Here is a 26,671-nt window from a genome sequence, read left to right on the forward strand (position 1 = left end):
AAGGGATGGCGGGGCTCGGACCTCGTCTTCGATCTCGACGCCGACCACCTCCCCGGCGTCGACCCGGAGACGACAACCTACGCCGAGATGCTCGAGGAGTGTAAGGGAGCCCTACGTCGGTTACTCGATCTCCTCGAGACCGACTTCGGCTTCGAGAACCTCGAGGTCGTCTTCTCGGGCGGTCGCGGATACCACGTTCACGTCCGCCGGCCGGACGTCCTCGGATTAGGGCGGCGCGCGCGCCGCGAGGTCGTCGAGTACGTCCTCGGTGAGGGGATCGAGTTCGACGATATCGTCACGACGCGGGCTGTCACCGGCAGCGCCGGGCGGCGGTCACCGGCGCAAAAGCGGACGTTGCCCGACGGCGGGTGGGCAGGTCGGACAAACGACCGTCTCACCGGCTTCCTCGAGGAGCTGCTCGCGATGGAGGAAGCCGACGCGATCGAGCGACTCCGGGCATTCGACGGGATCGGCGAGGGGAAAGCGACCGCGGCGCTCAACGCCGCGCGGAACAACCGGTCGGAACTCGAGGCCGGCAACGTCGATGTCCATCCGGCAGTGTACGGCCTCGCGAGGCACCTGTTTGCGGGCGTCGTCGACGCCCAATCGGCTCCGATCGACGAGCCGGTGACCACGGATATCAACCGTCTCATCCGGCTACCGGGGAGCCTTCACGGCGGAACCGGCCTCGCCGTCCGACGGATCGAGCGTTCGGAACTCGAGGGGTTTGACCCACTCGCTGACGCCGTCCCGGAAACGTTTCTCGACAACGAGATTTCGGTGTACGTCCGCGAGCCGACGACGGTCGAACTCCGCGGCGAAAGCTTTAGGCTTCAGGAGGGTGTCCATTCCGTCCCGGAGTGCGTGGGCGTCTTCGCGATGGCCCGCGGACACGCGAGCAAGGCAGAAGAATGAATCTCGACGAGCTACAGTCCGTACAGGCACGCGAGCGCCAATCGAGTGACCTCCAGCACCTGCGATCGTCGTTTTATCAGGAGGTCGGCGAGTTCATCCGCGAGCGCAACGAGGAGCGCGCCCGCGCCGTCGAAGACGCGGACGATCCGTTCTCCGAACCCGAAGTCCGGCGGCTCACCGACGACATCGAGACCGCCGAGGGGACCGTCGAAGCGATCTACGAGCGCCGCGTCGGGAAGGTCGTAAAGAAGGCTTCCATCGCGGCCGCGGGGATGCCCGTCGAAGACGATGGGCTAACCAGCGAGGAGTCTGCGCTGTTCGAGTCGCTCGTCGCTCGGATCGAGGACAACCGCGAGCGGGTGTTGTCGGTGCTCGATGGCGACGCACCGTCGGTGTCATGTTCGGTTGAGGATGCGGCCCCCGACGCCTCCGGCGGCGTCGCGTCCGAGGAAAACGCCGCCAATCGTTCCGCTACCGGAGCCGAAACCCCTGAACCGGGAGACGCGCTCTCTGAACCGGGCGACGACCCCACCGACACGGATGGCGTCAGCGCCGCCGATCTGATGGGAACCGCCTCGACACCTGACGGAGAGACGGCTGGCGACCCCGGCGGTTCGGCGGAGGACCCCCTCTCGGCACCCTCCGACGTTGGAGCCGACGCGCCCAGCGTTGAGGCGGTTCCGCCCGAATCGACACCCCCGGAGATGGCGCCGGAACCGGGAAGCGAGTCCCCCTCCGATAGCTCTGAACCGGGCCACCCGGAGCGCGACGGGGGACCGACGGCCGAGACGCAAGCCTCGACTGCGCCGTCGTCGGGTGGTTCAGTCGATCGATCGGGATCGCAGGATACCGCGGACGATATCCCCGGTATGCCCCGAACGACGGTTCGGATCACCGCTGATGTCGGCCAGATCGTCGGCGCTGACGACCGGGATTACGACCTCGGCACCGAGGACGTCGTCACGCTTCCGGAGCCCAACGCGGATGTCCTCGTCGAAAAGAACGCCGCCGAACGACTGTAGCCCGGTTGCTGAGCGAGCGCTTGAGGCCGTCGCTTTCATCATGCGGTAGTTAAAATAGCGTGCAACTGAACCTATAGTATAAATACGTGAGGCCGGCGGAGCGGTAGCGCCGGTCGGATCGACGTGCGACCGATGCACAATTCTCTCGCACGCAATACAACTACTGGCGTGATCGAACGCGTACCGCCGTTCCGGCGGTCCAGCGCCGAGGTAGAGCGGACCGGATCCACCGTTGAATCCGAACTATGTTTCCCGTGGTCTAAGTTCGAACCGCAATTCAACCGATACTTCTGCACGAACTCCCTTCCTGCGTTTTTCGTAGAAGGATTTATATAGTAGCAGGACTAACTCATAGTTAGTATGAGCGAATACACCCAATCAATCCGCGGCGAGGTCGACGGCCTCGTCCGCCACTACGAGTACGATGATAGCGCTGTCCTCGTCGCCGATTTCGGCCCCGTGGAGGGCAACGTCGACGTGGTCGACGGGACCGCGATGGTCGTCGTCGACGACGATCAATACGAGTTCGATGTCGCCGAGGATGTCGACCACGCAATTATGAACAATGGGGTCGTTACCCTAGAGACGGAGCGATAACAAATGCGACTCACAGTCAAACCCCTAAAACAGAAGGACGCCGGACGTGGACTGGCGGCGATCGACCGAGCGGCGATGGACGAACTCGACCTCGAGAACGGTGATTACATCGTTATCGACGGGGGCGAGTCCCGCGCTGTCGCCCGCGTGTGGCCCGGCTATCCGGAGGACCAAGGCCGTGGCGTCGTCCGGATCGACGGCCGGCTCCGCGGCGAGGCCGACGTCGGCATCGACGACAAGGTCGAAATCGAGCCCGCGGACGTAAACCCCGCAAAGGAAGTCACCGTGGCGCTCCCGCAGAACCTCCGAATCCGGGGCAACATCGGCCCCCACATCCGCGACAAGCTCAGCGGACAGGCCGTCACGACCGGACAGAACGTCCCCTTCTCGCTCGGTCTCGGCCCGCTCTCGAGCCAGAGCGGCCAGCGAATCCCGCTTCGGATCGCTGACACCGACCCGAGCGGCACGGTCGTTGTCACCGACTCGACGGAGATCACGGTGAGCGAAAAGCCCGCCGAGCAGATCGCACAGACGGGCGAAAGCGGTGCCGGAACCGCGGTAAACGATGGCACGCCGTCGGTCACCTACGAGGACATCGGCGGCCTCGACGAGGAACTGGAGCAGGTCCGCGAGATGGTCGAGTTGCCGATGCGTCACCCCGAGTTGTTCCAACAGCTCGGCATCGAGCCGCCGAAAGGGGTGTTGTTACACGGCCCGCCGGGCACCGGCAAAACGCTGATGGCGAAAGCCGTCGCCAGCGAGATCGATGCCCACTTTACGAACATCTCCGGCCCCGAGATCATGTCGAAGTACTACGGGGAGTCCGAAGAACAGCTGCGTGAGGTGTTCGAGGAGGCCGAGGAGAACGCCCCTTCGATCGTCTTTATCGACGAGATCGACTCGATCGCGCCCAAGCGCGGCGAGACCAGCGGCGACGTCGAACGCCGCGTTGTCGCCCAGCTATTGAGCCTTATGGACGGGCTCGACGAACGCGGCGACGTAATCGTCATCGGCGCGACAAACCGCGTCGACGCCCTCGACCCTGCCCTGCGGCGCGGCGGCCGCTTCGACCGGGAGATAGAGATCGGCGTCCCGGACAAAGCGGGCCGAAAAGAGATCTTGCAGGTCCACACCCGCGGGATGCCGCTCGTCGACGGGATCGACCTCGATCAGTACGCCGAGAACACCCACGGGTTCGTCGGCGCCGACCTCGCGAGCCTCGCGAAGGAGTCCGCGATGAACGCTCTGCGCCGGATCCGCCCGGAACTCGACCTCGAACAGGACGAGATTGACGCCGATATCCTCGAGTCGATGTCCGTCACGCGGGCCGACCTCAAAGACGCGCTGAAGGGGATCACCCCGAGCGCGATGCGCGAAGTGTTCGTCGAGGTGCCCGACACCACCTGGAACTCGGTCGGCGGCCTCGAGGACACGAAAGAGCGCCTTCGAGAGACAATTCAGTGGCCCCTCGATTACCCCGAGGTCTTCAAGACGATGGACATGGAGGCCGCAAAGGGGGTCCTCCTGTACGGCCCGCCCGGCACCGGCAAGACGCTGATGGCGAAGGCCATCGCCAACGAGGCCAACTCGAATTTCATCTCGATCAAGGGCCCCGAACTCCTGAACAAGTACGTCGGCGAGTCAGAAAAAGGCGTCCGCGAGGTGTTCGAGAAGGCTCGTTCGAACGCCCCGACTGTCGTGTTCTTCGACGAGGTCGACTCGATCGCGGGCGAGCGAGGCCGCGGCATGGGCGACAGCGGCGTCGGCGAGCGCGTCGTCTCCCAGCTTCTGACCGAACTGGACGGTCTTGAGGAACTCGAGGATGTCGTCGTGATCGCAACCACGAACCGGCCGGACCTCATCGATTCGGCGCTTCTGCGCCCCGGCCGCCTCGACAGACACGTCCACGTGCCCGTCCCCGACGAAGACGCCCGGCGGGCGATCCTCGAGGTCCACACCCGCGACAAGCCGCTGGCCGACGATGTCGATCTTGACAAGGTGGCCGCCGATACCGAGGGCTACGTGGGTGCCGACATCGAGGCTGTCACCCGCGAGGCCTCGATGGCCGCGACTCGGGAGTTCATCAACAGCGTCGAGCCCGAGGAAGCCGCACAGAGCGTCGGTAACGTCCGGATCACCCGAGCGCACTTCGAGGAGGCGCTCGACGAAGTCGGCCCGAGCGTCGACGAGGACACCCGCGAGCGCTACGAGGAGCTAGAGGACGAACTCAGCCCGAGCGAGGGACCGAGCGAACCCGAGGTCAGCCGGACGTTCCAGTAGCGACCGCCCGGCAACCGATATTTCGTTTTTCATAGCCGTACCGCACGAACGTTCATACTATTCAGAGTCTGAAGCCACCCACCAGACACTTATTCGTTCATCACCTATCTAAACTCGATGAACGCACACACCGGAACGGCCGGGGACCCCCCCGAATCGAAGGCCGTTCTCTTCTGTTCCGTCTGTGATCGCTCGGCTCCGATCGACGGTGTATGCCTCGATCGGCACCAGAACAGGACCGACGTGGAATGTCCCGACTGTGGGGCCGTTGTCGTCAGCCAACCGCGGTTCGAATCCGACAGCCGACACCGAGCAATCTCGGCCTGATCTACTCCAGTTTTTCAGTGCCGACCTCCGTGACAACGCCGTCAAGCAGATGTGTCGGCGTCGCGTCGTAGGCCGGGTTGGCGACCGAGAAGCCCTCCGCGGGTTCGCGTATCACTTCCGCCGGCGACCGGAACTCGTTCTCGAAGACAAACCCCTCATCGATGAGTTTCTCGCTCGCGCCGACGACGGAGACGGGAACGGCGAGTTCCGCCGCCGTGGTTGCGATTGGGAACGTCCCAACGCGGTTGTACAGGGTGTCGTCGACGATCGCCGACATCCCGAGGACGACCCGGTCGCACTCGTCGAGATAGTGCCCCACCGCGCCGTCGACGATGAGGGTCGTATCGACGCGGTCGATCTCTGCAAGCGTTCGGGCGGTCCGTCGTCCCAGGTACCGCGGTCGGGCCTCGGTGACGTAGACGTCGATGTGGTGGCCCTCGCGGGCGGCGAGTTCGATCGCCTCGACGACCGTCGAGGAGTAGTCGTGGGTCAACACTGTCGCCCCGTCGGGCAGGAGGTCGACGGCGTTCATCGCGGCCTCGTGTTTGGCGCTCTCGACCGATTCGACGATGTCGTCGATAGCCGCTTCGGTTTCGGCTTTCGCCGCCGCAGTCGTGTCGTACTCGCCATCCTCGACCCGGGAGACGATCTCACGTTGGGTGTTGTGCAGCGAGGCGTGGGACGGTTGGGCGCGCTGGAGGGCGCTGGCGTTGCGCTCGAGGGATCTGACGTACTCCTCGACGGTCGCAAACTCCCGATCAAGGAGCTCTCGGAGCGCTTCGGCCGCCTTGACCGCGACGACCGACGACGAGTGCGTCTGCATCTCGCGGATCTCTTCGACTGTTTCGTCGATCATGGCCGGGAGATCGGCCGGCCAAGCTATATGCCTTCGGGGATCGGGGTCTTCACTCGAAACAGTTACTGGAGTCGTCATGGACCGTCGGTTGAGCCGCCCTCTTTTTGCGAACACTGCCGGCATTGTCCCCGAACGCGCCGCTTATTCGGCTGGCGATACTAACGGAATCGATGAGTAACGGGACCGCCGACGGGGCCGGCATGGATGCCTTCGTCGCCCTCCATCCCGACGTTCGGTCGGCGCTTTCCGAACGTGGCTTCGACACGCCGACGGCGCCACAGCGAAAGGCGATCCCGGCGCTGGCCGACGGTGACCACGGCCTCGTCGTCGCCCCGACCGGATCGGGCAAGACCGAAACGGCGATGCTACCGGTCCTCTCGGCCATCCGCGGTCGCGAGCCGAGACACGGAATACAGGCGCTCTACATCACGCCACTACGAGCGCTAAACCGCGACATGCGACAACGGCTCGATTGGTGGGGTAAGACGCTCAACGTCGAGGTTGCGGTTCGACACGGCGACACGACCGACTACGAGCGCGGCAAGCAAGCCGACGACCCGCCGGACGTGCTCGTGACGACGCCCGAAACGCTGCAGGCGATGTTCACAGGCAAGAAGCTCCGGCGGGCGATCGAGGATGTCGAACACGTCGTCATCGATGAGGTCCACGAACTCGCCGCCTCCAAACGGGGGGCACAGCTGACAATCGGGCTCGAACACCTCCGCGAGCACGCCGGGGCGTTCCAGCGGATCGGCCTCTCCGCGACCGTCGGCGACCCCGAGGAGGTCGGCCGCTTCCTGACCGGCGACCGCGGCTGTCGGATCGCCGAGGTTGAGGCGGGGTCGAACATCGACGTCACCGTCCGGACGCCCGGGATCACGCCGGCCGACCGGACGGCGGCGGGCGAGTTGCTGACCGACGCCGAACTCGCGAGCCACGTCCGAGTCATCGACGACATCGTCGCCGCACACGACTCGACGCTCGTCTTCGTGAACACTCGCCAGACCGCCGAAGGGCTCGGATCACGGCTAAAATCCTACGGCACGGACCTCGGCATCCACCACGGTTCGTTGTCGAAGTCGGCCCGCATCGAGGTCGAAGACCGGTTCAAAGCCGGCGAACTCGACGCGCTTTTGTGCACCTCCTCGATGGAACTCGGCATCGATGTGGGCCGGATCGACCACGTCGTCCAGTACTCGAGCCCGCGGGAGATCCGCCGGCTGCTCCAGCGCGTCGGACGGGCGGGCCACCGCCGCGAGGCGACCTCTTCCGGGACAGTCGTCGCGACCGGCTCGGACGACGCCTTCGAGGCGCTCGCGATCGTCGAGCGCGCTGAAGACGGCGCTGTCGAGTCGGCGGGGATCCACCACGCCAGCCTCGATACGGTCGCAAACCAGATTCCCGGCCTGCTCATGGGCTTTGAGGAGATCCCGGCGGCCCGCGCGTACGACATCGTCACGCGGGCGTACCCGTTCCGGAACCTGTCCCGAGAGGCGTTCAAATCGGTCGTCCGGGAGCTCTCGGGCAACCGGCTCCTGTGGCTCGAGGAGGAGGCGGATCGCCTCGAGAAATCCGGTGGGACGTGGCAGTACTTCTACGCCAACCTCTCGATGATCCCCGACGAGGCCAACTACACAGTGAAAGACATGGCCTCGGGCGACCCCGTCGGGACGCTCGCCGAGCGGTTCGTCGTCACGTTCGCCGCCCCCGGCGAGACGTTCGTCCAGGGCGGGGAGATGTGGCGAATCACCGAGATCGACGACGAAGCCGAAGAGGTCCTTGTCTCGCCGGTCGGCGACCCGACCGGGGAGGTCCCCTCCTGGGTCGGCCAAGAGATCCCGGTCCCCTACGACGTGGCCCAGCACGTCGGGCAAACGCGGGCGGCGGCTCGCGAACGCTTCGCGGAGGGAATGAGCCGCGGCCACGTCGCGCGGGCCTTCGCCGAGCGGTTCGCGACCGACGAACACACCGCGAGCGAGGCGCTGAAACCGGTCGAGCGCCACGAGGGGCCGGTTCCGGCCGACGACCGGGTCGTCGTCGAGGGGTTTGGCCGCGAGATCGTCGTCAACGCCGCGTTCGGCCACACGGTCAACGAGACGCTGGGGCGGTTGTTGTCGGCGCTGATCGGCCAGCGGACCGGGTCGTCGGTGGCGATGGAGGTCGACCCCTACCGGATCGAACTTGAGGTACCCTCGGGCGTCACGATCGGCGACGTCGTTGGAATCCTCGAATCGACCGATCCCGACCACGTCGCGACACTCGTCGAATTGAGCCTCAAGAACTCCGACGCGCTCAAGTACACCCTCGCGCAGGTCGCGGCGAAGTTCGGCGCGCTGAAACGCTGGAAGGGCAAGGGGGCGAGTCAGAACCGCTTCGGGAAGGACCGGCTGCTCAAGGCGCTTGAGGACACGCCGATCTACGACGAGGCGGTTCGGGTCGTCCTCCACGAGCAACTCGACGCCACGGGGGCGAGTGACGTCCTCCGGCGGCTCCAGTCGGGCGATATCACCCTCGAGACGGCGAGCCAACGGACGGCGCTCGGCCGGGCTGGGCGGTCCTCGGGGCGGGAGTTGCTCTCGCCGGAGAACGCCGATGCCTCCGTCGTCGAAACGGTCAGAGAGCGGATCATGGAGGACCGCGTGTTGCTCGCGTGTCTTCACTGCGACGAGTGGGACCGACGGCAGACGGTCGAACGGGTCGACGAACAGCCCGAATGCCCGGCGTGTGGATCGACCCGGGTCGCCGCGTTGAATCCCTGGGCCGACGAGGTAGTTGAGTCGGTCCGGACCCCGGAAGCTCGAAAGGACGACGAGCAGCGAACGCAGACCGAACGCGCCCACCGGGCCGCGAGCCTGGTCCAGAGCCACGGGAAGAAGGCGGTGATCGCGCTGGCGGCGCGAGGCGTCGGTCCCCGCAACGCCGCTTTTATTATTAACAACCACCGCGAGAACGAGGACGACTTTTATCGCGACATCATCGAACGCGAGCGCCAGTATGCTCGGACGAAGTCGTTTTGGGATTGATCCGGTCTGTCAGTAGTGGCTGTGTAAAACCAATACAATACCGGATGGGTAGATCCGTGGGTCGTTTGCCGATTCTACGCCGGATCGGGGGAACGTCTATATAATTCACCCTCAATAATCAACGTATGCGCGCGCTCTGTGCGACGGATCTCTCGGCGGCGAGCGAGGCGGCGATCCAGAACCAGACGTGTCTCGAGTGTCTCGGTCGGATCGGCGTCGACGTGATCCACCTGGTTACGGTCGTTCCCTCAAACGTCCACGCGGGGATGCCGGGGATCGACTTCGAAGGGCGGCGAAAAAAAGCCCTCAAAACGTACCGTCGTGTGATCGAACGGGAAGGATTCGATGTCGAGACGCACGTCGTCCGGGGGACGCCACACCGCCGGATCAACGGCATCGCGGAGACAATCGTCGCCGACCTGATAATCGTCGGTTCCCGCGGCAAAAGCCCACTAGAGAACCGCGTCATCGGCTCGACTGCCCGGAACCTGGCGCGGACGGCGGTTGCCCCTCTCATCGTCAACCGCATCGAGCGGGCTAACGAGGACCCCGATCCGGTCCGAAAACACCTCTTTCGGCACGTCCTCTACGCGACTGACTTCTCGGAAAACGCCGCTCGGGCCTTCGAGACGTTCTCGTATCTCCGAGGGGCGACCCGGGAGGTGACGCTGGTTCACGTCCGGACGCCGAAGGACCCGATGCCGGAGACGGACGCGGACGATCCGATCGCCGAGCGTCTCGGGGAGCGCGCCGAGACGCTTGAGGAGTGGGGTATCGAGACCCGGACCGACGTCCGCCAGGGCGACCCCGCCGAGGAGATACTCGCCGCCGAGGCCGACCACAACCCCACGACAACGCTCATCGGCTCCCGCGGCCACAGCCGTCTGCGTCGGTTACTTTTGGGGAGTGTCTCAGAGCGGATCGTCGCAGATGCGAACGCGAACGTCTTGTTGGTCCCCCCGACAGACGCCTGACGACGCCAGCACGTGAAGATCGCACAGTAGTCCGGGGCCGTCGAAATTCGGCCGGGTCCAGGCCCGCAGAAGCTCTATATACAGTCTATTTGATGGCGTTTGTGGTCACTTCGAGGTATAAATACCGACCGCGGTCCAAGCAATGACGTTTATATACTGAATCCACAGGAAATAGCGTGGTGGTGCGGTGGCGAAGGGGTTCTACGGCGTTGGCAACATCGACTCGGATTCTGCGTTCAACCAGTCTGTCGCCGCCCCGTCTCACCTATTTGTGGATAGTATTGTGGCATTTGTCCAAAGCCATTATACGCTTCCGGGTCGTAGAACGAGTTGATGAGTTCAAACGCAAAAGCCGCCCCGACCGAACCGATCCACCTGGGTGCCGAGGGCGACCTCGAAGAAGCGGTATCGACGTACGATGTCGTATTGATCGATTTCTACGCCGACTGGTGTGGCCCGTGCCAGATGATGGAACCGGCGATCGAGTCGGTCGCGGCCGAGACCGACGCCGCCATCATAAAGGTCGACGTCGACCAGTTCCAGGGGCTGGCCTCGCAGTACGGCGTCCAAGGGATCCCCGCGCTGTTTCTCTTCGCCGACGGCGAGACCGTCGAACAGCTCGTCGGGATGAAGTCCGAAGAGGAGCTCTCGAGCGTGATCGAGCGTTACACGTCCTGAAATGGTGATCACTCGCGGTACCGAACCCGTCGGTCCCGTCGCCGGAGCGACCGGGGGCTGTCCCCACGACTCGGGGGTCCGGCCGTGACACCCGAGGAACTCCGGGCCGACGTTCCGGCGCTCGCCAACGGGGACACCGCCTACCTCAACTACGGCGCCCACGGCCCGAGTCCCAGCTACGTCGTCGACGCGTCCTCGTCGTTTCTCGCCGACCACGAGTACGGATCGGCCGACGCCGACCCCTACGATGTCGCCTTCGACGCCTATGAGACCGTCCGGAGCCGGATCGCCGACTTCCTCGGGGCGGACCCCGAGGCGGTCGCGCTGACCCAGAGCACGACGGACGGCATTAACCGGATCGCGGGTGCTATCGAGTGGGACTCCGGCGATGTCGTCGTCAGGACCGACCTCGAGCACCCGGCGGGCGTTCTCCCGTGGCAGCGGCTCGAACGGGAGGGCGTCGAAGTGCGTGTCCTCGAGACGACCGATGGGCGGATCGACCGCGAGGCGTTCGCCGAGGCGGTCGAGGATGCCACGCTGGCGTGTTTCAGCGCCATCACCTGGACGCACGGAACCCGGCTGCCGGTCGCCGATCTCGTCGAGATCGCAAGCGCTGCGGGGGCGTTCACGCTCGTCGACGCGGTGCAGGTCCCCGGTCAACGGGCGATGGACGTGACCGAGTGGGGCGCGGACGCGGTCGCCGCCGCCGGTCACAAGTGGCTGCTCGGCCCATGGGGCGCGGGATTCTTATACGTCGATCCGGACTCGGCGTCCGATCTCGCCCCGCATTCGGTCGGCTACCGAAGCGTCGAGACCCCATCTGCCACGGGAGTCGAGTACCATCCGGGGGCCAGACGCTTCGAGATCGGCTCGGCGTCGCCCGCTCCCCACGTGGGTCTTCTCGAGGCGATTGACGCCATTGAGTCGATCGGCCTCCCGACGATCGAGGCGCGGATCGAGCGGTTGACCGACCGCTTGAAGAATCGGATCGACGACGATCGCCTGGTGAGCCCTCGCGAGTACGAGTCGGGGCTCGTTACGATCGCCGATGACGACCCCGAGGCGACCGTCGAACGACTGGCCGATCGGGAGATTGCCGTCAGATCGCTCCCTTGGCCGGAGGCGGTCCGCGTTTCCGTCCACGCGGTCTCGACGGCGGACGAAATCGACGCGGTCGCCGACGCGCTCGGAGACACAGCATGACAGATACGAACCGAAACACCGTGGGTGGGGCCCCAGAGACGATGAAGACGGCCGATACGACGGAACCGACGGCCGGGACCACCCGTGTGTGGATGGTCGAGCGGACCTACTCGGACGACGAACAGAATCTGATCATCTTGACCTATGCGACGCCTGACGGCCGCCGGGACTTCCGCAAGGAGCGCGCGCTAACGAGTTACACCGGGACCCGCCGCGAGACGCCGGTCAGCCTCGACATCGACCAATCCAACCTCGGGACAGTCGAGGACCCCGAGACGCGTGAGCGCTACGCGGCCGAGGCCGACCGGATGGCCGAGGAGCACGATCCCGGGGATAATTTATAAGTGGCTCAGTCGTCCGCCGCCGCCGGCTCCGACCCCTCCATCGCAGCGGTGTCCTCGATGCTCGGCGGATACTTCCCACGATCGAGCTTGAGATCAGACTGCGGGCGGGCCATGCAGGTCAGCGCGTAGGCCTGTTTCTCCTCATCGGTCAGCCCCCGCGCTGCGGGTTGGGCGACCTCGCCCTCGACGATCTCAGCCGAACACGCCAGACACATCCCGACGCGGCAGGAGTACTCCTGTGCGATGCCCTCCTCGATGCAGCGCTTGAGGATGGTCTGTTTGTCCGAGACCGTGATCGTCTCGCCGGTCCCGACGAACTCGACGGTGTACTCTGTCATACCGATTGGTTGGGCCAACCCGGACAAAACTCTTTACCTCCGGTGACAGGAAACGCTCCGCCACGCTAATACCCCGCCTGGACGACCCGCCGATATGGATCTAGAGGAGTACTGGGGGATCGGCCCGAAGACCAAGGCGACTCTGGAGTCGTCGATCGGGACCGAAGCTGCCTCGGAAGCGATCGAATCGGGCGACGTCCGGACGCTTGTCGAGGCGGGCGTCGACCGAAGCCGGGTGACGCGCGTGCTCAGACACGCTCAAAGCGCCGACGGTATGGCGCTCTTGGCGACCCGCGATGCCCGAGTCGTATATAAGGACCTCCTCGATTCGATCGCTCAACTCGCCGTGAGCGAAGCGGCCGCCGATCGGCTCCGAACGCTGACACCGCTTTCCGACCGGTCGGCGATGGAGTCCCGTCTCGACGCCGTCGAGCGCGGCCGGACGGGCTGGAACGAACTCGACGACGACGGCAAGGCCGCAGTACTCGATGCGTTCGAGCAGTATGACATCGCTTCCGGCCGGATCGCGGCCGTCGAGACGGCGGTCGAGTTAGCCGACGTCGACTGCGACAGCGCCGTCTTCGACCCTATCGCCGCCCTCGACGTCGACGCGCTAGCGGAGGCGGCGGTCGCTCTTGAGGCCATCGGCGACGCCCGGATCGAACGCGGGGCCGACGAGGAACTCGACCGGCTTCGGGACGTCCACGAGACTATCGATCGGCTCTCGGCGAACGCGGAAGGGATACTCGAGGAGCTGCGATCGGAGCGTGTCGGCGATACCGCGGCGTTCCGCGAGGGCCTCGTCGAGTACCTCCGCCGGGAGACGACCGTCGATCCGGCCCGGATCCGCTCGGCGATGGTCGAGGACGCCGTCGACGCCTCCGGGTTCGTCACCGGGACGCTCCGGACGCTTCGCGCCGAATTAAAGACAACCATCGAAGAGCGCTCGACCGACGTCCGCGCCGAATTAGAAGGTGCAATCGAGGCGGCGGGCGGAGATGTCGACCGCGCCGGGTCAGCGGTGACGACGGTTGCGCGGGAACTCTCTTTGGGCCGGTTTGCGGCGGCCTACGACCTCCAACGTCCCCGCTACGCCGACGGCGACGGTCTCGCCGTCGTCGGCGCGCGAAACCTCGGGTTGCTCGACGCCGGCGTCGACACTCAGCCGATCACGTACGCAGTCGGCGAGCACGGCCTCGACGCCCCGACGGGCGAACGAGTGACGGTGCTCACCGGAGCAAACAGCGGCGGAAAGACGACGCTATTGGAGACGCTGTGTGCCGTTGCGATCCTCGCCCACATGGGACTGCCCGTCCCTGCGGACGCCGCCGAAGTCTCCCCCCTCGATCGGCTCGTCTTCCACCGGCGGCACGCGAGTTTCAACGCCGGCGTGCTCGAGTCGACGCTACAGTCGGTCGTTCCGCCGCTGGTCTCCGGCAACCGGACGCTCATGCTCGTCGACGAGTTCGAAGCCATCACCGAGCCGGGACGGGCCGCGGACCTGCTCGGCGGTCTCGTCCGGCTCTCGATCGCCGAGGGCGCTATCGGAACGTTCGTCACCCACCTAGCTGACGACCTCGAACCACTTCCCGAGACCGCACGAACTGACGGCATCGTCGCCCAGGGACTGACCGACGACCTCGAGTTGGAGGTCGACTACCAGCCCCGGTTCGGCGAAGTCGGCCGCTCGACGCCGGAGTTCATCGTCTCGCGGCTCGTCGCAAACGCCGACGACCGCGCCGAGGAGGCCGGCTTTCGGACGCTCGCCGAGGCGCTCGACACGGGGATGATCCAGCGAACGCTCTCGGACGCAGAGTGGACGGCGCTCGACGGATCGGAGTAACCGTTTCGTGTTCGAGGCACCGCCAAGGCGGTAGGCATTTCTTCGGCCCGGCACACCCCAGCGTATGGACCGAAAACGGGCGATGACGAGCGTCGACCTCGCCGCACTCGTCGGCGAGTTGCGGGAGTACACCGGCGCGGTCGTCGACAAGGCTTACCTCTACGGCGACGACTTCGTCCGGCTGAAGATGCGCGATTACGACCGCGGGCGGATCGAACTCGTGATCGAGACGGGTGATCCCAAGCGGGCACACGTCGCCGTCCCCGACCACGTCGCCGACGCGCCCGGGCGGCCGCCGAACTTCGCGATGATGCTCAGAAACCGCATCGCAGGCGCGAACTTCGAGGGCGTCGAGCAGTACGGCTTCGATCGCATTCTCACGTTCCGATTCGAGCGCGAGGACGCGACGACACTCATCGTCGTGGAACTGTTCGGCGACGGCAACGTCGCCGTGATGAACGAGGACAGAGAGGTCATCGACTGTCTCGACACCGTCCGGCTGACCTCCCGAACGGTTGCACCGGGGTCGCAGTACGGCTACCCCGACGAGCGGTTCAGCCCCCTCGATTGTGATTATGACGCCTTCGCCGCGCGGATGGACGATTCGGACACCGACCTCGTCCGAACACTGGCGACGCAACTCAACTTCGGCGGCCTCTACGCCGAGGAACTGTGTACCCGCGCCGGCGTCGAGAAGACGATGGACATCGAGAACGCCGGCGCGACGCAATACGAGGCACTCTACGGCGCGCTCGAGCGCCTCCGGGAGCCGATCCTCGAGGGCCGGACCGACCCGCGGCTCTACGAGACCGACGACGGCGATGTCGTCGATGCGACGCCACTTCCCCTTCGAGAACACGAGGCCGAGGGCTACGACGCGACCGCCTTCGAGAGTTTCAATGGCGCCATCGACGAGTACTTCTATCGGCTCGAAACCGAGTCCGAGGACGAAGAGCAGGCCGGCAGCGGGACCGACCGTCCGGACTTCGAGTCGGAGATTGGCAAATACGAGCGGATCATCGAACAGCAGGAGGGAGCCATCGAGTCCTATGACAAGCAGGCCGACGAGGAACAACAAAAGGCCGAATCCCTGTACGGCAACTACGACGTGGTCGACGAGATCTGCTCGACGGTCCGTGCGGCCCGCGAGGACAACGTTCCCTGGGCGGAGATCGAGACGACGTTCGAGGCCGGTGCCGAACAGGGCATCGAGGCCGCCGAGGCGGTCGTCTCGGTCGACGGCGCCGAGGGGACAGTAACCGTCGACTTGGGGAACGGTCCGATCGAACTGGATCCGATGGTCGGCGTCGAAAAGAATGCCGACCGCCTCTACACTGAGTCCAAGCGCGTCCGTAAAAAGAAAGAGGGAGCACAGGCGGCGATCGAGGATACCCGAGAGGATCTCGCGGAGGTCAAGCGCCGCCGCGAGGAGTGGGAGGTCGACGACGCGAGCGAGGACAGCGACGACGAGGACGACGGCGAGACGGATTACCTCACCATGTCGTCGGTCCCGGTCCGGTCCGACGAGAAGTGGCACGAGCGGTTCCGATGGTTCCGGACGAGTGACGGCTTTCTCGTCATCGGGGGCCGCAACGCCGACCAGAACGAGGAGCTGGTCAAAAAGTACATGGACCCCTCCGATCGCTTCTTTCATGCGCAGGCCCACGGTGCTCCGGTTACGATCCTGAAGGCGACCGAGCCGGACGAACCGGCCCGCGACATCGACATTCCCGAAGGGAGCAAACGCGAGGCCGCCCAGTTTGCGGTGTCGTACTCCTCGGTCTGGAAGGACAGCAGGTTCGAGGGTGATGTCTACGAAGTCGATGCTGAGCAGGTATCGAAGACACCCGAGAGCGGCGAGTACGTAGAGAAAGGAAGCTTCGTCATTCGGGGCGACAGAGAGTACTACCGCGATGTCTCGGTCGGCGTCTCCGTCGGCATCAAGTGCGAACCCGATACCCGCGTCATCGGGGGGCCGCCGTCGGCGATCGATCCCGTCGCGGAGACCTCTGTCCGGATCGAGCCGGGACAGTACGCTCAAAACGACATCGCAAAGCGGCTGTACCGGACGTTTCGCGAGCGGTTCACCGATACGAGCTTTGTCCGCAAGATCGCCAGCCCGGACCGGATCCAGGAGTTCTGCCCGCCCGGCGGGAGTCGAATGCTCGACGAGTGAGTCGGTCGGGGCGGATTCGACGACGCCCGTTATGAGTGGCGCTACACCGATATCGCCGCGTTATCCGCCGCCTGCTGGCCGCCTCCACGAGATATAAACCCGCCGGGTACGTTACTAAATATATGTTTAGGGAGGCGCTCGATTACCCGACGCGGTCCTCCGAAGGGGGGCGTTCGGTCATCGTCGGAGGGCTCACCCTCGTCGTTATTATGGCCGCGCTCGGCGTCGCCGCGCTCGACACCCCATACGCATACGTCGCCGCGTTGGGGTTCCTCCCGTGGCTCCTCGTTCGTGGCTACTACGTCCGCGTCGTCCGCACGACGATCGGGCGTGAGCATCCGACGCCGCCGCGGTTCGGAGACGTCCGACGGCTGTTGCGCGACGGGGCGCTCGCGGTCGGCATCTCGGCCGCGTATCTGGCGCCCGGTCTCGTCGTGCTCGCCCCGCTGGTTGGCGTCCGAGCGACCGGAACGGACGTTTCGGCGGTACTGCTCGACCGCGCCGTTTCCCAAGCGGCCACGACTGCGGCCACCTCGTTGACGGGGATCGTCGCCGTCGTCGCGCTCATGTACGTCATCGGCGCGCTCTATGTCCTCCCCGTCGCTGTCGCCCGGTTCGCGCATACGAACCGTCCGCGCGCCGCCTTCGATATCAGGACTGTCGTCTCCGGGGCCGTGACAGAGGATTACGCCACCGCGTGGGGTATCTCGATCGCACTGCGGCTGTTCTTGCTCCCGTTCGCCTACCTGCTTCGGCTCATTCTCGCCGGGTTCTTTTTACAGTTCGTCCTCGCGACCGGTGCCCGGTACTGTTACGGCCAAGGCGTGGGGGCCGCCCTCGGACTCGACCCAGTTCCCGCCGTCCACGAGCGAAGCGACCCCGACAAGTGGACGGTTCGGCCTGCTGTCGAGCGCATTCCGGGCCACGATGGTGGAATCGGAAGCCGGCGGCGACGGCCAGGGCACCACGACCTCACGCCGGCGGTGCGGCGGGTGACGGAAAGCGCCCCGGCCGGTGATTCCGGAGCGGAGACGGACGGCGGTCGGGGAATCCGGCGAGGGCGTGAATCCCCCGATACCCCCAAGACAGGGTACTGGCGCGGGGATGCCAGCGCTTCCGGCTCGGACGCCGATACCGGCAGCGACGCGGAGCCGACGGGGCCTGAGACCTTCGGCGGCGGGTTCCGGCCCGCTGTCGATCCGGATGACGATTCCGGCCGGCGGGACGAGCGCGAGCGAAACTGACTCGGCCGTCCCGGCCCCCGTAGGTCCGAACCCGAGCGCACTTATCGCTGCCGGCCCGACAGCCGGTATGCGCATCGCCGACCGCGAGGCCGCCGAGGGGGGCCGCGAACGGATCACCGTCGTCCCCGAGAGCCTCGACGACCTGTGGCATCTCACCTATATTCTCGAACCCGGCGACGCCGTCTCCGGCGACACCACCCGCCGAATCCAGCGCGACGACGACATGACCCGCGACACCGGCGGTCAGCGCGAGCCGATGTGGCTCAAACTCGAGGTGGCCGATGTCGAGTTCGCGAAGTTCGCCAACCGGCTCCGGGTTGGCGGCGAGATCGTCGACTGCTCGCGAGAGGACCAACTCGACTTCCACCACACGTTCAACGTCGAGGAGCACGACGAGATCACGATCGAGAAGGTCTGGCAGGTCGACCAACTGGAGCGGCTTGAGGAGGCCGTCGAGACTGCAGAACAGCCCGACGTCGCCATCGCGACCGTCGAGGAGGGCGAGGCCCACGTCCACACCGTCGCCCAGTACGGCGTCGAGGAGCGAGCCACGATCACCGGGACGACGGGGAAAGGCGAGTACGCTCGCGGCCGCGACGAACTGTTCGAGGAGTTGGCCGCGATCCTGAAACGCCTCGATGTCGAGGCGATTATCCTCGCCGGCCCGGGGTTCACCAAGCGGGACGCCCTCGATCACATCGAGGACGCCGCCCCCGAAGCGGCTGAGAGGGTCCAGACGGTCGACACCGCGAGCGTCGGCGACCGCGGCGTCCACGAGGTGTTGAAACGCGGCGCGGTCGATCGGATCCAGACCGAGACCCGCATCTCGAAGGAGGCCGAATACATCGACAAACTGATGCAGCGGATCGCCGAGGGAGCCAAAGCCGCCTACGGAATCGACGAAGTGGCTGAGGCCGCCGAATACGGGGCGGTCGAGACGCTGCTCGTCCTCGACGAACGGCTGCGAGAGGAACGGGCGGGCGAGGGCGACTGGGAACGCGATGTCAACGATGTCATCTCGGACGTTGAGCGACAGGGCGGCGACGTGGTCGTTTTCTCACACGAGTTCGACCCTGGCCAGCAGCTTGGAAACCTAGGTGGAATCGCGGCGCTGTTGCGGTATCGGCTGAACTGACTCGCGGGGTCAACGTTGCGTTCTCAGTCGGCGCTGCCGGTCCGAAGCGACCCCCCGCTCTGCGTTGTAAGCGCCGATTCGGCCTGGTGGGAACCGATCGCGGTTCCACAGTTCGGGCATTCGTACTCGAGGGTATCCGTCCGTACGTGGAGGATCCAACCGCCGTTGATGCGGCTTTCGTGGGTACAGCTAGAGCAATAAAGCGTCGCCGTCAGCGACGGCTGGCGTTCGAGGGCTTCGTTGGAGGACGTCATCCTTGTATGAAACATCCGCTCCGGTATAACGGGTTCGCTTCACCGAGCACTCTGCGATAGCGGCCCACAGCCCTGTCAAACTCGCTGTCAGTTCGTTGCCGAAGGGTGAAATCACCCGGTCCGCCGCAGATCCACTGTCAGGCCGTCTTTGGCCACCCGAACGTCGCCATCGAACGCCGACTCGACGGACTCGGTCATCTCGTCGTGGTGGCCGTCGGTGTGGGGATACAGGTGCGTCAGGTAGACCCGGCCGATTTCGTGGCCCGATAGCGCCTCGCCGAGTCGACTTGGCGTCGGGTGGTTGTCCACGTCAATCCCATCGGGAAACGAACAGTCGTGGGCCAACACGGCTGAGCCCTCTGCGAGTTCGGCGACGGCATCGGTCGCCTCGCCATCGCCGGAGAATGTAAAAATGGCGTCGTCGGTTTCGAAGCGGTAGGCCAGACCCTGCATCGAGTGGACCGTCTCGACCGCCTCGACATCGTAGCCCGCGACCGAGTCCGAACCGGGGCCGATCTCCCGGATCGAGAGATCAATCCGGCCGGCCATGTACTCGTGGACCTCGAGAAGTCCCTCGAGGAGTTCCTCGGTGCCGTCGGGACCGACGATTTCGAGATCGGTCTCGCCAGCCAGCCAGCGGGCTTTTAATAATGGCATCAGATCTGAGACGTGGTCAAGGTGGTGGTGGGTCAAAAGCACTGTCTCGACCCCCTCGTAGCCGACGTTCGTCTCCGCGAGGGCGTGAAGCGCACCGCTGCCACAGTCGACGAGCAGCGGACTGCCCCTGCCTGCGGGGTCCTCGATCAGTAGTCCGGTCTGAAACCGTTCGCCGGTCGGCATCGCCGATCCGGTGCCGAGAAAAGTCACGCGCATACCGACGTGGTCGGGGGCGGCGGGGAAGTATGTTGACATCGGATGTTCGTCTGTCGGTTGGTGCTATCGGATCATCGTCGGTCCCCATATCAACCCATCACAGTTCGTGTCGTACATATACGCCGAGGTAGCCGCCGAGAACGGCGAGTCCGACGGTGTACACCGCCACGAGGACGAGCGCGAACGCGCCAAACACGCCGAGCGCCATCGGGGCACCGCCGAACCCGAGGAAGGCCAACAGCAAGAAAAACAGGGCCACGAAGGGGACGAACATGACACCGCCCGCGACCGCCCCGGCTTTCAGTCCGTCGTCGAAGCGTCCGCCTTCGAGGTAGCCGGCGACGATCCCGCCGAGAAGCGTCGAGAGCGGGACCGCGGAGAGGACGATTCCGACGACGCCGCCGACGAGGCCGTATATCAGGGCGTTTGACTCCGTCTCCGCCGGGAGCCGATCACGTAGGGTGGAGGGGGAACTGTCGGGAACCATGGATCGGGGTCCGAGGGTGGGCGCGAAAGGCCTTGTGGTGGTCCGGAGGGGTCACTCGATCCGCACCGTCGTCGATCCGCAGTTCCGGGGGCCAAACCCACTTGCACGCCCGCACCCTACCGATGGGCATATGGGAGAGATGCCGCCTTCGCCCGAGAGCTCTCCGGAGGCCCGCGTCCGCGAGCGACTGGCGGACCACGGGTTCGAGTACGACCCGGCGTCGGTCGAAATCGACGACGCCGAGGCGTTTGCCCGGCTCTCATCCGATGTCCGAGCGTGGTGGATCGAGCAGTTCGGCGCGTTCGTCCCGGAGAACGACGGCCTCTTCACCCCGCCGCAAAAGGAGGCGATCCCGCTGATCGACGAGGGGACGAACACGCTGGTGTGTGCGCCGACGGGGTCGGGCAAGACACTCTCGTCATTTACAGCCATCATCGATGACCTGTTTCGGCGCGCCGAGACGGACGATGGGGGGCTCGAAAACAGCGTCTACTGTCTGTACGTCTCACCGCTCAAGTCGCTCGCGAACGACATCCATCGAAACCTGACCGAACCGCTTGAGGGGATTACCGACCGCCTCGAATCGCGCGGGGAGTCCGTCGAGATACGCCACGCGATCAGACACGGCGATACAAGCGATTCCGAACGACAGCGGATGCTCGATGAGACGCCGCACATCCTCAACACGACGCCGGAGACGCTCGCCATCCTGCTCAACAGCCCGAAATTCAAACGGAAGCTCGAAACCGTCGAGTACGTCGTCGTTGACGAGATCCACTCGCTCGCGGATAACAAGCGGGGGACGCACCTGTCGGTGTCGCTCGAACGGCTCGAGCGGATGTGTGAGACCGCCCCGACCCGGATCGGCTGCTCGGCGACGGTCGAACCGCTGGAGACGATCGGCGAGTTCTTAGTCGGTGGGCGACCGACGACCGGCGGTGCCGACGCTGCCGACAGTGACGGCTGGCACCCCCGCGAGTACGAAATTGTCGACGCGCGGTTCGTCCGGGAGTTCGATGTCGAACTCTCATGCCCGACGGACGATCTGATCAACACGCCCCGAGAGGTCATCACGGACCGGTTTTATACCCAGCTCGACGAATTGGTCGCCGAGCACACGAACACGCTCGTCTTCACGAACACGCGGTCGGGTGCCGAGCGGGTGTTACACAACCTCCGAGAGCGCGGCGACTACGACGAGTCGAACTCCGGCTGTCACCACGGTTCGCTGTCGAAAGATCGGCGCGCGGAGATCGAATCGGGGCTGAAAAACGGGGAACTGGACGTCGTCACCACCTCGACCTCGTTGGAGTTGGGGATCGACATGCCGTACATCGATCTTGTCGTACAGGTCGGCTCGCCGAAGAGCGTCGCGTCGCTGCTCCAGCGCGTCGGCCGTGCGGGCCATCGACTCGGCAAGACGGTCAAGGGTCGGGTGATCGCCCTTGATCGGGACGAATTGGTCGAGTGTGCGGTGATGCTACAGAAGGCCGAGGCGGGGTTCGTCGATCGGGTGTTTGTCCCCGAACGCGCACAGGACGTGGCGGCCCAGCAGGTGTACGGGATGGCGATCAACGGACCGCGCCGCGAGGCCGAGATCCGCGGGATTCTCGAGAGCGCCTATCCCTATCGGAACTACACCGATGGGGAGTACGAGTCGCTGTTTCGGTATCTGACTGCCGACTACGACGGTATGGAGGAAAAGAACGTCTACGCGAAAGTCTGGCGCGACGAGAACGACCCGCCGGGCGGCGAGCACCACTACGAGGCGTTCGATCCGGGGACACCACTCATCGGCAAGCGCGGCCGACTCGCGCGGGTCATCTACATGACAAATATCGGGACGATCCCGGACTCGTTCAGTTGCGACGTGTACACCCGCTCCGGCGACGAATGGGTCGGCCAGCTCGACGAGGAGTACCTCGACACGCTCGAAGGAGGCGACGTCTTCGTCCTCGGTGGCTCGAACTACGAGTACCGCTACCGGCGGGGCTCGAAGGTCTACGTCGACCCGACGAACGCCCGCCCGACCGTCCCGTCGTGGTTTTCCGAGCGGTTGCCCCTGAGCTACGACCTCGGCCGGGAGGTCCTCCGGTTTCAGCGCGAGGTGCTCGAGCGGATGGAGTCGGCGGGACCGCCGGGCGTCCGTCGGTGGCTCAGAGAGTTCCCACTCGACGAAAACACCGTCCGCGCCCTGACGCGGATGTTCGACACACAACTGCAGTACGCCGGAGTAGGGAGCGTCTCGACGGACCATCGGCTCGCAATCGAGGTCGAACTCGACCGCGAGGAGTACCAACGCAACTACTACGTCCACTCGAACTACGGCCGACGGTTCAACGACGGTCTCTCGCGGCTCCTTGCCTACCGGTGTGCCCAACGGGCGACCGCGAACGTCACCGTCGCCGTCGCCGACCACGGCTTCACGCTCTCGATGCCGTTGAACCGGAAGATCGATATCGAGTCCGTGCTCCGTGATATCGATCCCGGCGAGGCTCGAGCCGACCTCCGGGCATCGCTCTCGGGGACTGACCTTCTCAAGCGCTACTTCCGGATCAACGCGACGCGGTCGCTCATGATCCTCAAACGGTACAAGGGCCACGAGAAGTCCGCGAGCCAACAGCAGGTTTCCAGCGAGATGCTGCTCGGGTTCGCCGAGGACAAGGAGCGATTCGCGGTGATGGAGGAGACCTACCGAGAAATCTTGGAGGACAAACTCGACGTTGACGCGGTTGAGACGTTCCTTTCGGGCGTCGAATCGGGCGACATCGATGTCTCGGTTGGCCGCGTCGACTCGCCGTCGCCGCGGGCGTTCGGCCTCGCAACGCTGATGGCGAGCGACGTCGTCCTCGCCGAGGACGAGTCGGCCGTCCTGCAGGAGTTCCACGACCGGGTGCTGGCCGAAATCGAGGGGGATGACAGTAGTCCGTCCGAACCGAGTGCCGGCGACGGTACGGTCGACGCCGGTTGACGTTTCCTGCCGACATCACCCGGCGGTCAATATCGGCCGACTCCCCATGCCGACATCACCCGGCGGTCAATATCGGCCGACTCCTCATGCCGATATTACCCAGCGGCTGACGCCGTTCCGTTATTCCGCACTCGCTCGTCATCAGGGCCGACGATAGTCGTCCCCTGACCGGGCTCGACCGGGATCCGTTCGACCACGTCCCCGTTTTCGTCGGTAACGAGCACGTAGTAGATGGCATTGGCGGTCCCCTCGCCATCCTCGATGGGCTCGAGGTTCTCGTCCATCACCTCGCCGGCGACGAATGAACGGACGGCCTCGTCGTCGCGTATCTCGACTGTCCGACTCGTGTCGGCGTTGACGAAGACGTTCCGCGTCACATCGGTGAAGTCGATCGGCGAGACTTTTATATGCCACCACAGCTCATCGTCGATCGTGACCGGAATCGGTTCGGTGACGACGAAGTTCTGGCCCCAGTTCGTCCGCGAGTCGGCTGATCGGGCGATGCCCATCGCGCGCTCAGGGCCGGTCAGCGTCTCGTCGTCGGTCCCGAAGAAGGTGTACTCGCCCGTCTCCGCGTCGGCGAACCACACCTCGTCGAGGCCCCGGGTGTCCTCGCCGTACGGCTCCATCGCGGTCACGTACGACATCCGCTCACCCTCCAGGTCGATGACGAACGGCTGGGCGTTGTCGGCCTCCGAGGGGAGCCTTGCGACCTCGATTTCCCCCTTGTGTGCGCCGACGGTCGGGAGCTGATTGATGATGCCGTTCCGGTAGCCGAGCGAGCCCATCTCGGCGCGCGTAAGCGTCATCGGGTAGAGTCGCTGGCCCTCCAAGATCGGCTCGGAACGGGCTTCCGACGGCGTGAGATGGTCGATCTGCCCGTCGGGGTGGACTAAGGCTCCGCCGTCCCACGTCGGCGTCGTGTGCGGGAACGGCGTCAGATGCCACTCGTGGCCCGTCTTCGGGTAGTACATGTAGGGCTGCCCATCGTGGCTGAACTCGACGGCGTCGTCGTCGTACTTCGTGATGTAGTCGGACGTCTTGAGGTTCCAATCCGCCGAGCGGTGGAGTAACATCCCTTCGCCGTAGGTGAAGTCCTCCTCGTAGACCTGGATCTGTCTGTCGTCCATGCGGGTCATGTCTGTAACGAGCACCCCGCGCTGGTTCTCAATCAGGGTGTTGCGGAACCCGTCTGGTTGGATCGCGTACGACCACGCCAGCGAGCCGTCCTCCTTTCGAGCGATATCGCTCGTCCCGAGCCGGTGTTGCCGGTAGGAAACGGAGCCACGCGTCGTGATGTCAGCCACCTGTCGGGGGACGACCCGCGGGTTGTCGGGGTTTGCCTGCGGGAACTCCTCGACCTGGGTCGAATCGTCCATCGTCCCTTGGGCGAGCGTCCGCTGTTCGAGCATCCCTGCGGGCACGCTGACCAGCACGGAGAGCACCGCGAACACGCCGACAGCGGTGATGAACAGCCGGAGCTTCCGTCCCGGAGAACCCTGCAGTTCCAACAACACGTCGACCGGACTATCGGCCTCTCGAAGCACGCGCCCGAGCGAGCGGTCCGCGTCGCCGTTGATGTCGAAGGGCGGGAGAAACCATAGGACGAGTGCCGCGATGATCGACCCGCCGCCGAACACCGTTAGTCCGGGCGAGTAGAGGACGCCGTAGACGAACCCGTGCCAGAGCGGGCGGGTGACATACCACAACAGGACGACGACACCGAGGCCGAGCAACCGCGTCGCGGCGTGAATTGCGAGCGATCGACCATCCGACCCGCTTGCTGGGGGATCGAACGATCCATCGTCGCTAGTGGAGGGGCTGTTGTCTGCCATGACCTGAATAGTATGCGCTGACTGATAAAAACGCCGACGTCGACAGAGAAAGGCAACACCGAACGCGGGGACAACCCATCGACGGCGAGGGCGGAGCGCCGACGCCGGACCCGACGATTTAATCACGGCGGAGTATATAAATCGACACGAGCGGTTAGAAACGAATGATCGGAACACTGTTTTCGATACTCGGTGGGGGGCTCGAAGCGCTGGTCGAGTCGGCGACCGGGTGGGCCGGGATGGGGATCGTCTTCGCGTACTCGTTTCTGATCGCGTTCGTCCTTCCGGGGCCGAGTGAGGTCGTGTTGCTCGCCCCGATCGATCTCGGCGTCCCGCCCGCTGCGAACCTCCTGAGCATCATGCTGGTGAGCGCGACCGGAAAGGCCATCGGAAGCGTGTTCGCCTTCCACATCGGTCAAGAGGCAAAACAGTCCGGCCCGGTCGTCCGGTGGCTACGACGCTCCCGATTCGACGTCCTCGAGTGGTCCGAGCGGCGATCTGTCCAGTTGGCCCAGCGCTACGGCTACGGCGGCCTCGCGATCGCGCTGTCGGTCCCGTTCTTTCCGGATACGATCTCGATCTACGCGTTTGCCATTCTTGAGACCGATTACACCAAATTCGCCGTCGCGACCTTTCTCGGAAGTTTGGGCCGTCTCACTGTCACGGTCGGTCTCTTCAGCGGGCTCGTGACGGTGTTTTGAGCCGAGAGGCGTGTGCGGTTCGAGGGGTACCCTCTCAAACGAGCAGCGTATGCAGCGCATCGGGGATAATGAGCACGTCGCTCCCCGGTTCGACCGCCTCAGCGACGCGTTCGCGGGGTTTCATCAGACACTCGTCGACGACCGCCGGCGCGTCGCTGTTCGATACATATATCTCGTAGTCCTTCAGGACCCGTGCGACGACGAAGGCCCGCTGTGCGCCCGGTTCGTATCCAGAGCGCATCTCCTCATAAAGGGTGTCAGCGCTACTCGCGCCCGCGAGCCGGTCATAAAACCGGCGCTCGCCCGTTCCGTCCCCGGCTCCCTCGGCCAGCGTTGCGGGGACGACGAGCCGTCCGCCTTGGACCAGGGGATCGGTCGCGCCCAACGCGACGTACGTCGCGGCGCGGCTCGCCTGATACAGCGTCGCGTCCTTCGGCGCCCCAACGCCCGCGATGACGGCGTCGTACCCGCCGTCAATGTCGACAGAGAGCGCCTCACGGGCGCTTTCGGCGAGCGTCTCCACGACCGAGCGCGGCTCTCCGGCGGCCGCGTCGAGGATTCCGGCGGGGCCGTGGGTGACGTTGAGACAGAACTC

The 26,671-nt window shown here is 65.1% G+C and carries 21 protein-coding genes and 1 pseudogene; 15 read left to right on the plus strand and 7 right to left on the minus strand.

What is annotated here, in order from left to right; all coding sequences use genetic code 11:
* The 4 genes from ACI944_RS01630 to ACI944_RS01645 form a co-directional block, all read left to right on the plus strand.
* A partial coding sequence (locus tag ACI944_RS01630; RefSeq protein ID WP_411717322.1) for a DNA primase small subunit domain-containing protein occupies positions 1 to 915 on the plus strand: 915 nt, incomplete at its 5' end.
* Positions 912 to 1,937, plus strand: coding sequence for a hypothetical protein (locus ACI944_RS01635; RefSeq protein WP_411717323.1), 1,026 nt, complete (start codon positions 912 to 914; stop codon positions 1,935 to 1,937). The genes ACI944_RS01630 and ACI944_RS01635, both read left to right, overlap by 4 nt.
* Positions 1,938 to 2,297: 360 nt before the next feature.
* The gene (locus ACI944_RS01640; protein ID WP_411717324.1) at positions 2,298 to 2,534 is read left to right on the plus strand and encodes a hypothetical protein; all 237 of its coding nucleotides are present in this window, start codon (positions 2,298 to 2,300) and stop codon (positions 2,532 to 2,534) included.
* A 3-nt stretch (positions 2,535 to 2,537) separates the two neighbouring features.
* A complete protein-coding gene (locus ACI944_RS01645) occupies positions 2,538 to 4,814 on the plus strand; it encodes a CDC48 family AAA ATPase (protein WP_411717325.1) in 2,277 nt (758 codons plus the stop codon).
* Between the two features lie 328 nt (positions 4,815 to 5,142).
* Here ACI944_RS01645 and ACI944_RS01650 read toward each other — a convergent pair whose 3' ends face one another.
* Entirely contained in the window at positions 5,143 to 5,997 is an 855-nt protein-coding gene (locus ACI944_RS01650) for a translation initiation factor eIF-2B (RefSeq protein ID WP_411717326.1), read from the minus strand.
* Between the two features lie 170 nt (positions 5,998 to 6,167).
* Between ACI944_RS01650 and ACI944_RS01655 the strand changes: the two genes are divergently transcribed.
* From ACI944_RS01655 to ACI944_RS01675, 5 genes are all read left to right on the plus strand, one after another.
* The gene (locus ACI944_RS01655) at positions 6,168 to 9,020 is read left to right on the plus strand and encodes a DEAD/DEAH box helicase (protein WP_411717327.1); all 2,853 of its coding nucleotides are present in this window, start codon (positions 6,168 to 6,170) and stop codon (positions 9,018 to 9,020) included.
* Positions 9,021 to 9,145: 125 nt separating this feature from the next.
* A complete protein-coding gene (locus ACI944_RS01660) occupies positions 9,146 to 9,994 on the plus strand; it encodes a universal stress protein (protein ID WP_411717328.1) in 849 nt (282 codons plus the stop codon).
* A 333-nt stretch (positions 9,995 to 10,327) separates the two neighbouring features.
* A complete protein-coding gene (gene trxA / locus ACI944_RS01665; RefSeq protein ID WP_411717329.1) occupies positions 10,328 to 10,672 on the plus strand; it encodes a thioredoxin in 345 nt (114 codons plus the stop codon).
* 84 nt (positions 10,673 to 10,756) lie between these two features.
* The gene (locus ACI944_RS01670; RefSeq protein WP_411717330.1) at positions 10,757 to 11,875 is read left to right on the plus strand and encodes an aminotransferase class V-fold PLP-dependent enzyme; all 1,119 of its coding nucleotides are present in this window, start codon (positions 10,757 to 10,759) and stop codon (positions 11,873 to 11,875) included.
* 41 nt (positions 11,876 to 11,916) lie between these two features.
* Positions 11,917 to 12,219: a hypothetical protein gene (locus tag ACI944_RS01675; RefSeq protein WP_411717341.1), complete on the plus strand. Its 303-nt coding sequence runs from the start codon at positions 11,917 to 11,919 to the stop codon at positions 12,217 to 12,219.
* 5 nt (positions 12,220 to 12,224) lie between these two features.
* Here the strand turns inward: ACI944_RS01675 and ACI944_RS01680 are convergent, their stop codons facing one another.
* Entirely contained in the window at positions 12,225 to 12,557 is a 333-nt protein-coding gene (locus ACI944_RS01680; RefSeq protein WP_411717331.1) for a 2Fe-2S iron-sulfur cluster-binding protein, read from the minus strand.
* 94 nt (positions 12,558 to 12,651) lie between these two features.
* Here ACI944_RS01680 and ACI944_RS01685 point away from each other — a divergent pair, with 94 nt between their 5' ends.
* The 4 genes from ACI944_RS01685 (at position 12,652) to ACI944_RS01700 (ending at position 18,955) form a co-directional block, all read left to right on the plus strand.
* Positions 12,652 to 14,400: a MutS-related protein gene (locus ACI944_RS01685; protein WP_411717333.1), complete on the plus strand. Its 1,749-nt coding sequence runs from the start codon at positions 12,652 to 12,654 to the stop codon at positions 14,398 to 14,400.
* A gap of 64 nt (positions 14,401 to 14,464) precedes the next feature.
* Positions 14,465 to 16,576 (plus strand): ribosome rescue protein RqcH, encoded by a 2,112-nt coding sequence (rqcH, locus tag ACI944_RS01690; protein WP_411717334.1) that lies wholly within the window; start codon positions 14,465 to 14,467, stop codon positions 16,574 to 16,576.
* Positions 16,577 to 16,698: 122 nt separating this feature from the next.
* Positions 16,699 to 17,820 carry a DUF4013 domain-containing protein gene (locus tag ACI944_RS01695; RefSeq protein WP_411717335.1) on the plus strand — a complete coding sequence of 374 codons (1,122 nt, stop codon included), beginning with the start codon at positions 16,699 to 16,701 and terminating at the stop codon, positions 17,818 to 17,820.
* A 67-nt stretch (positions 17,821 to 17,887) separates the two neighbouring features.
* A complete protein-coding gene (locus ACI944_RS01700; protein ID WP_411717336.1) occupies positions 17,888 to 18,955 on the plus strand; it encodes an mRNA surveillance protein pelota in 1,068 nt (355 codons plus the stop codon).
* 23 nt (positions 18,956 to 18,978) lie between these two features.
* Here ACI944_RS01700 and ACI944_RS01705 read toward each other — a convergent pair whose 3' ends face one another.
* From ACI944_RS01705 to ACI944_RS01715, 3 genes are all read right to left on the minus strand, one after another.
* Positions 18,979 to 19,209 carry a hypothetical protein gene (locus ACI944_RS01705; RefSeq protein ID WP_411717337.1) on the minus strand — a complete coding sequence of 77 codons (231 nt, stop codon included), beginning with the start codon at positions 19,207 to 19,209 and terminating at the stop codon, positions 18,979 to 18,981.
* A 111-nt stretch (positions 19,210 to 19,320) separates the two neighbouring features.
* A complete protein-coding gene (locus tag ACI944_RS01710) occupies positions 19,321 to 20,082 on the minus strand; it encodes an MBL fold metallo-hydrolase (RefSeq protein ID WP_411717342.1) in 762 nt (253 codons plus the stop codon).
* A gap of 97 nt (positions 20,083 to 20,179) precedes the next feature.
* The gene (locus ACI944_RS01715) at positions 20,180 to 20,569 is read right to left on the minus strand and encodes a DUF5518 domain-containing protein (protein WP_411717338.1); all 390 of its coding nucleotides are present in this window, start codon (positions 20,567 to 20,569) and stop codon (positions 20,180 to 20,182) included.
* A 139-nt stretch (positions 20,570 to 20,708) separates the two neighbouring features.
* Between ACI944_RS01715 and ACI944_RS01720 the strand changes: the two genes are divergently transcribed.
* Positions 20,709 to 23,540 (plus strand): ATP-dependent helicase, encoded by a 2,832-nt coding sequence (locus ACI944_RS01720; protein ID WP_411717343.1) that lies wholly within the window; start codon positions 20,709 to 20,711, stop codon positions 23,538 to 23,540.
* Between the two features lie 95 nt (positions 23,541 to 23,635).
* On the opposite strand, the gene ACI944_RS01725 is transcribed toward ACI944_RS01720, so the two are convergent.
* Complete coding sequence (locus ACI944_RS01725) at positions 23,636 to 25,375, minus strand: hypothetical protein (protein WP_411717339.1); 1,740 nt, start codon at positions 25,373 to 25,375, stop codon at positions 23,636 to 23,638.
* Between the two features lie 164 nt (positions 25,376 to 25,539).
* On the opposite strand from ACI944_RS01725, the gene ACI944_RS01730 reads away from it, so the two are divergent.
* A complete protein-coding gene (locus ACI944_RS01730; protein ID WP_411717340.1) occupies positions 25,540 to 26,076 on the plus strand; it encodes a YqaA family protein in 537 nt (178 codons plus the stop codon).
* 34 nt (positions 26,077 to 26,110) lie between these two features.
* On the opposite strand, the pseudogene ACI944_RS01735 reads toward ACI944_RS01730, so the two are convergent.
* Positions 26,111 to 26,671, minus strand: a pseudogene (locus ACI944_RS01735) (hypothetical protein); the annotation flags it as partial.

This window comes from Natronomonas sp. (assembly GCF_046710025.1).
In the GTDB taxonomy this organism is placed as follows: Archaea; Halobacteriota; Halobacteria; order Halobacteriales; family Haloarculaceae; genus Natronomonas.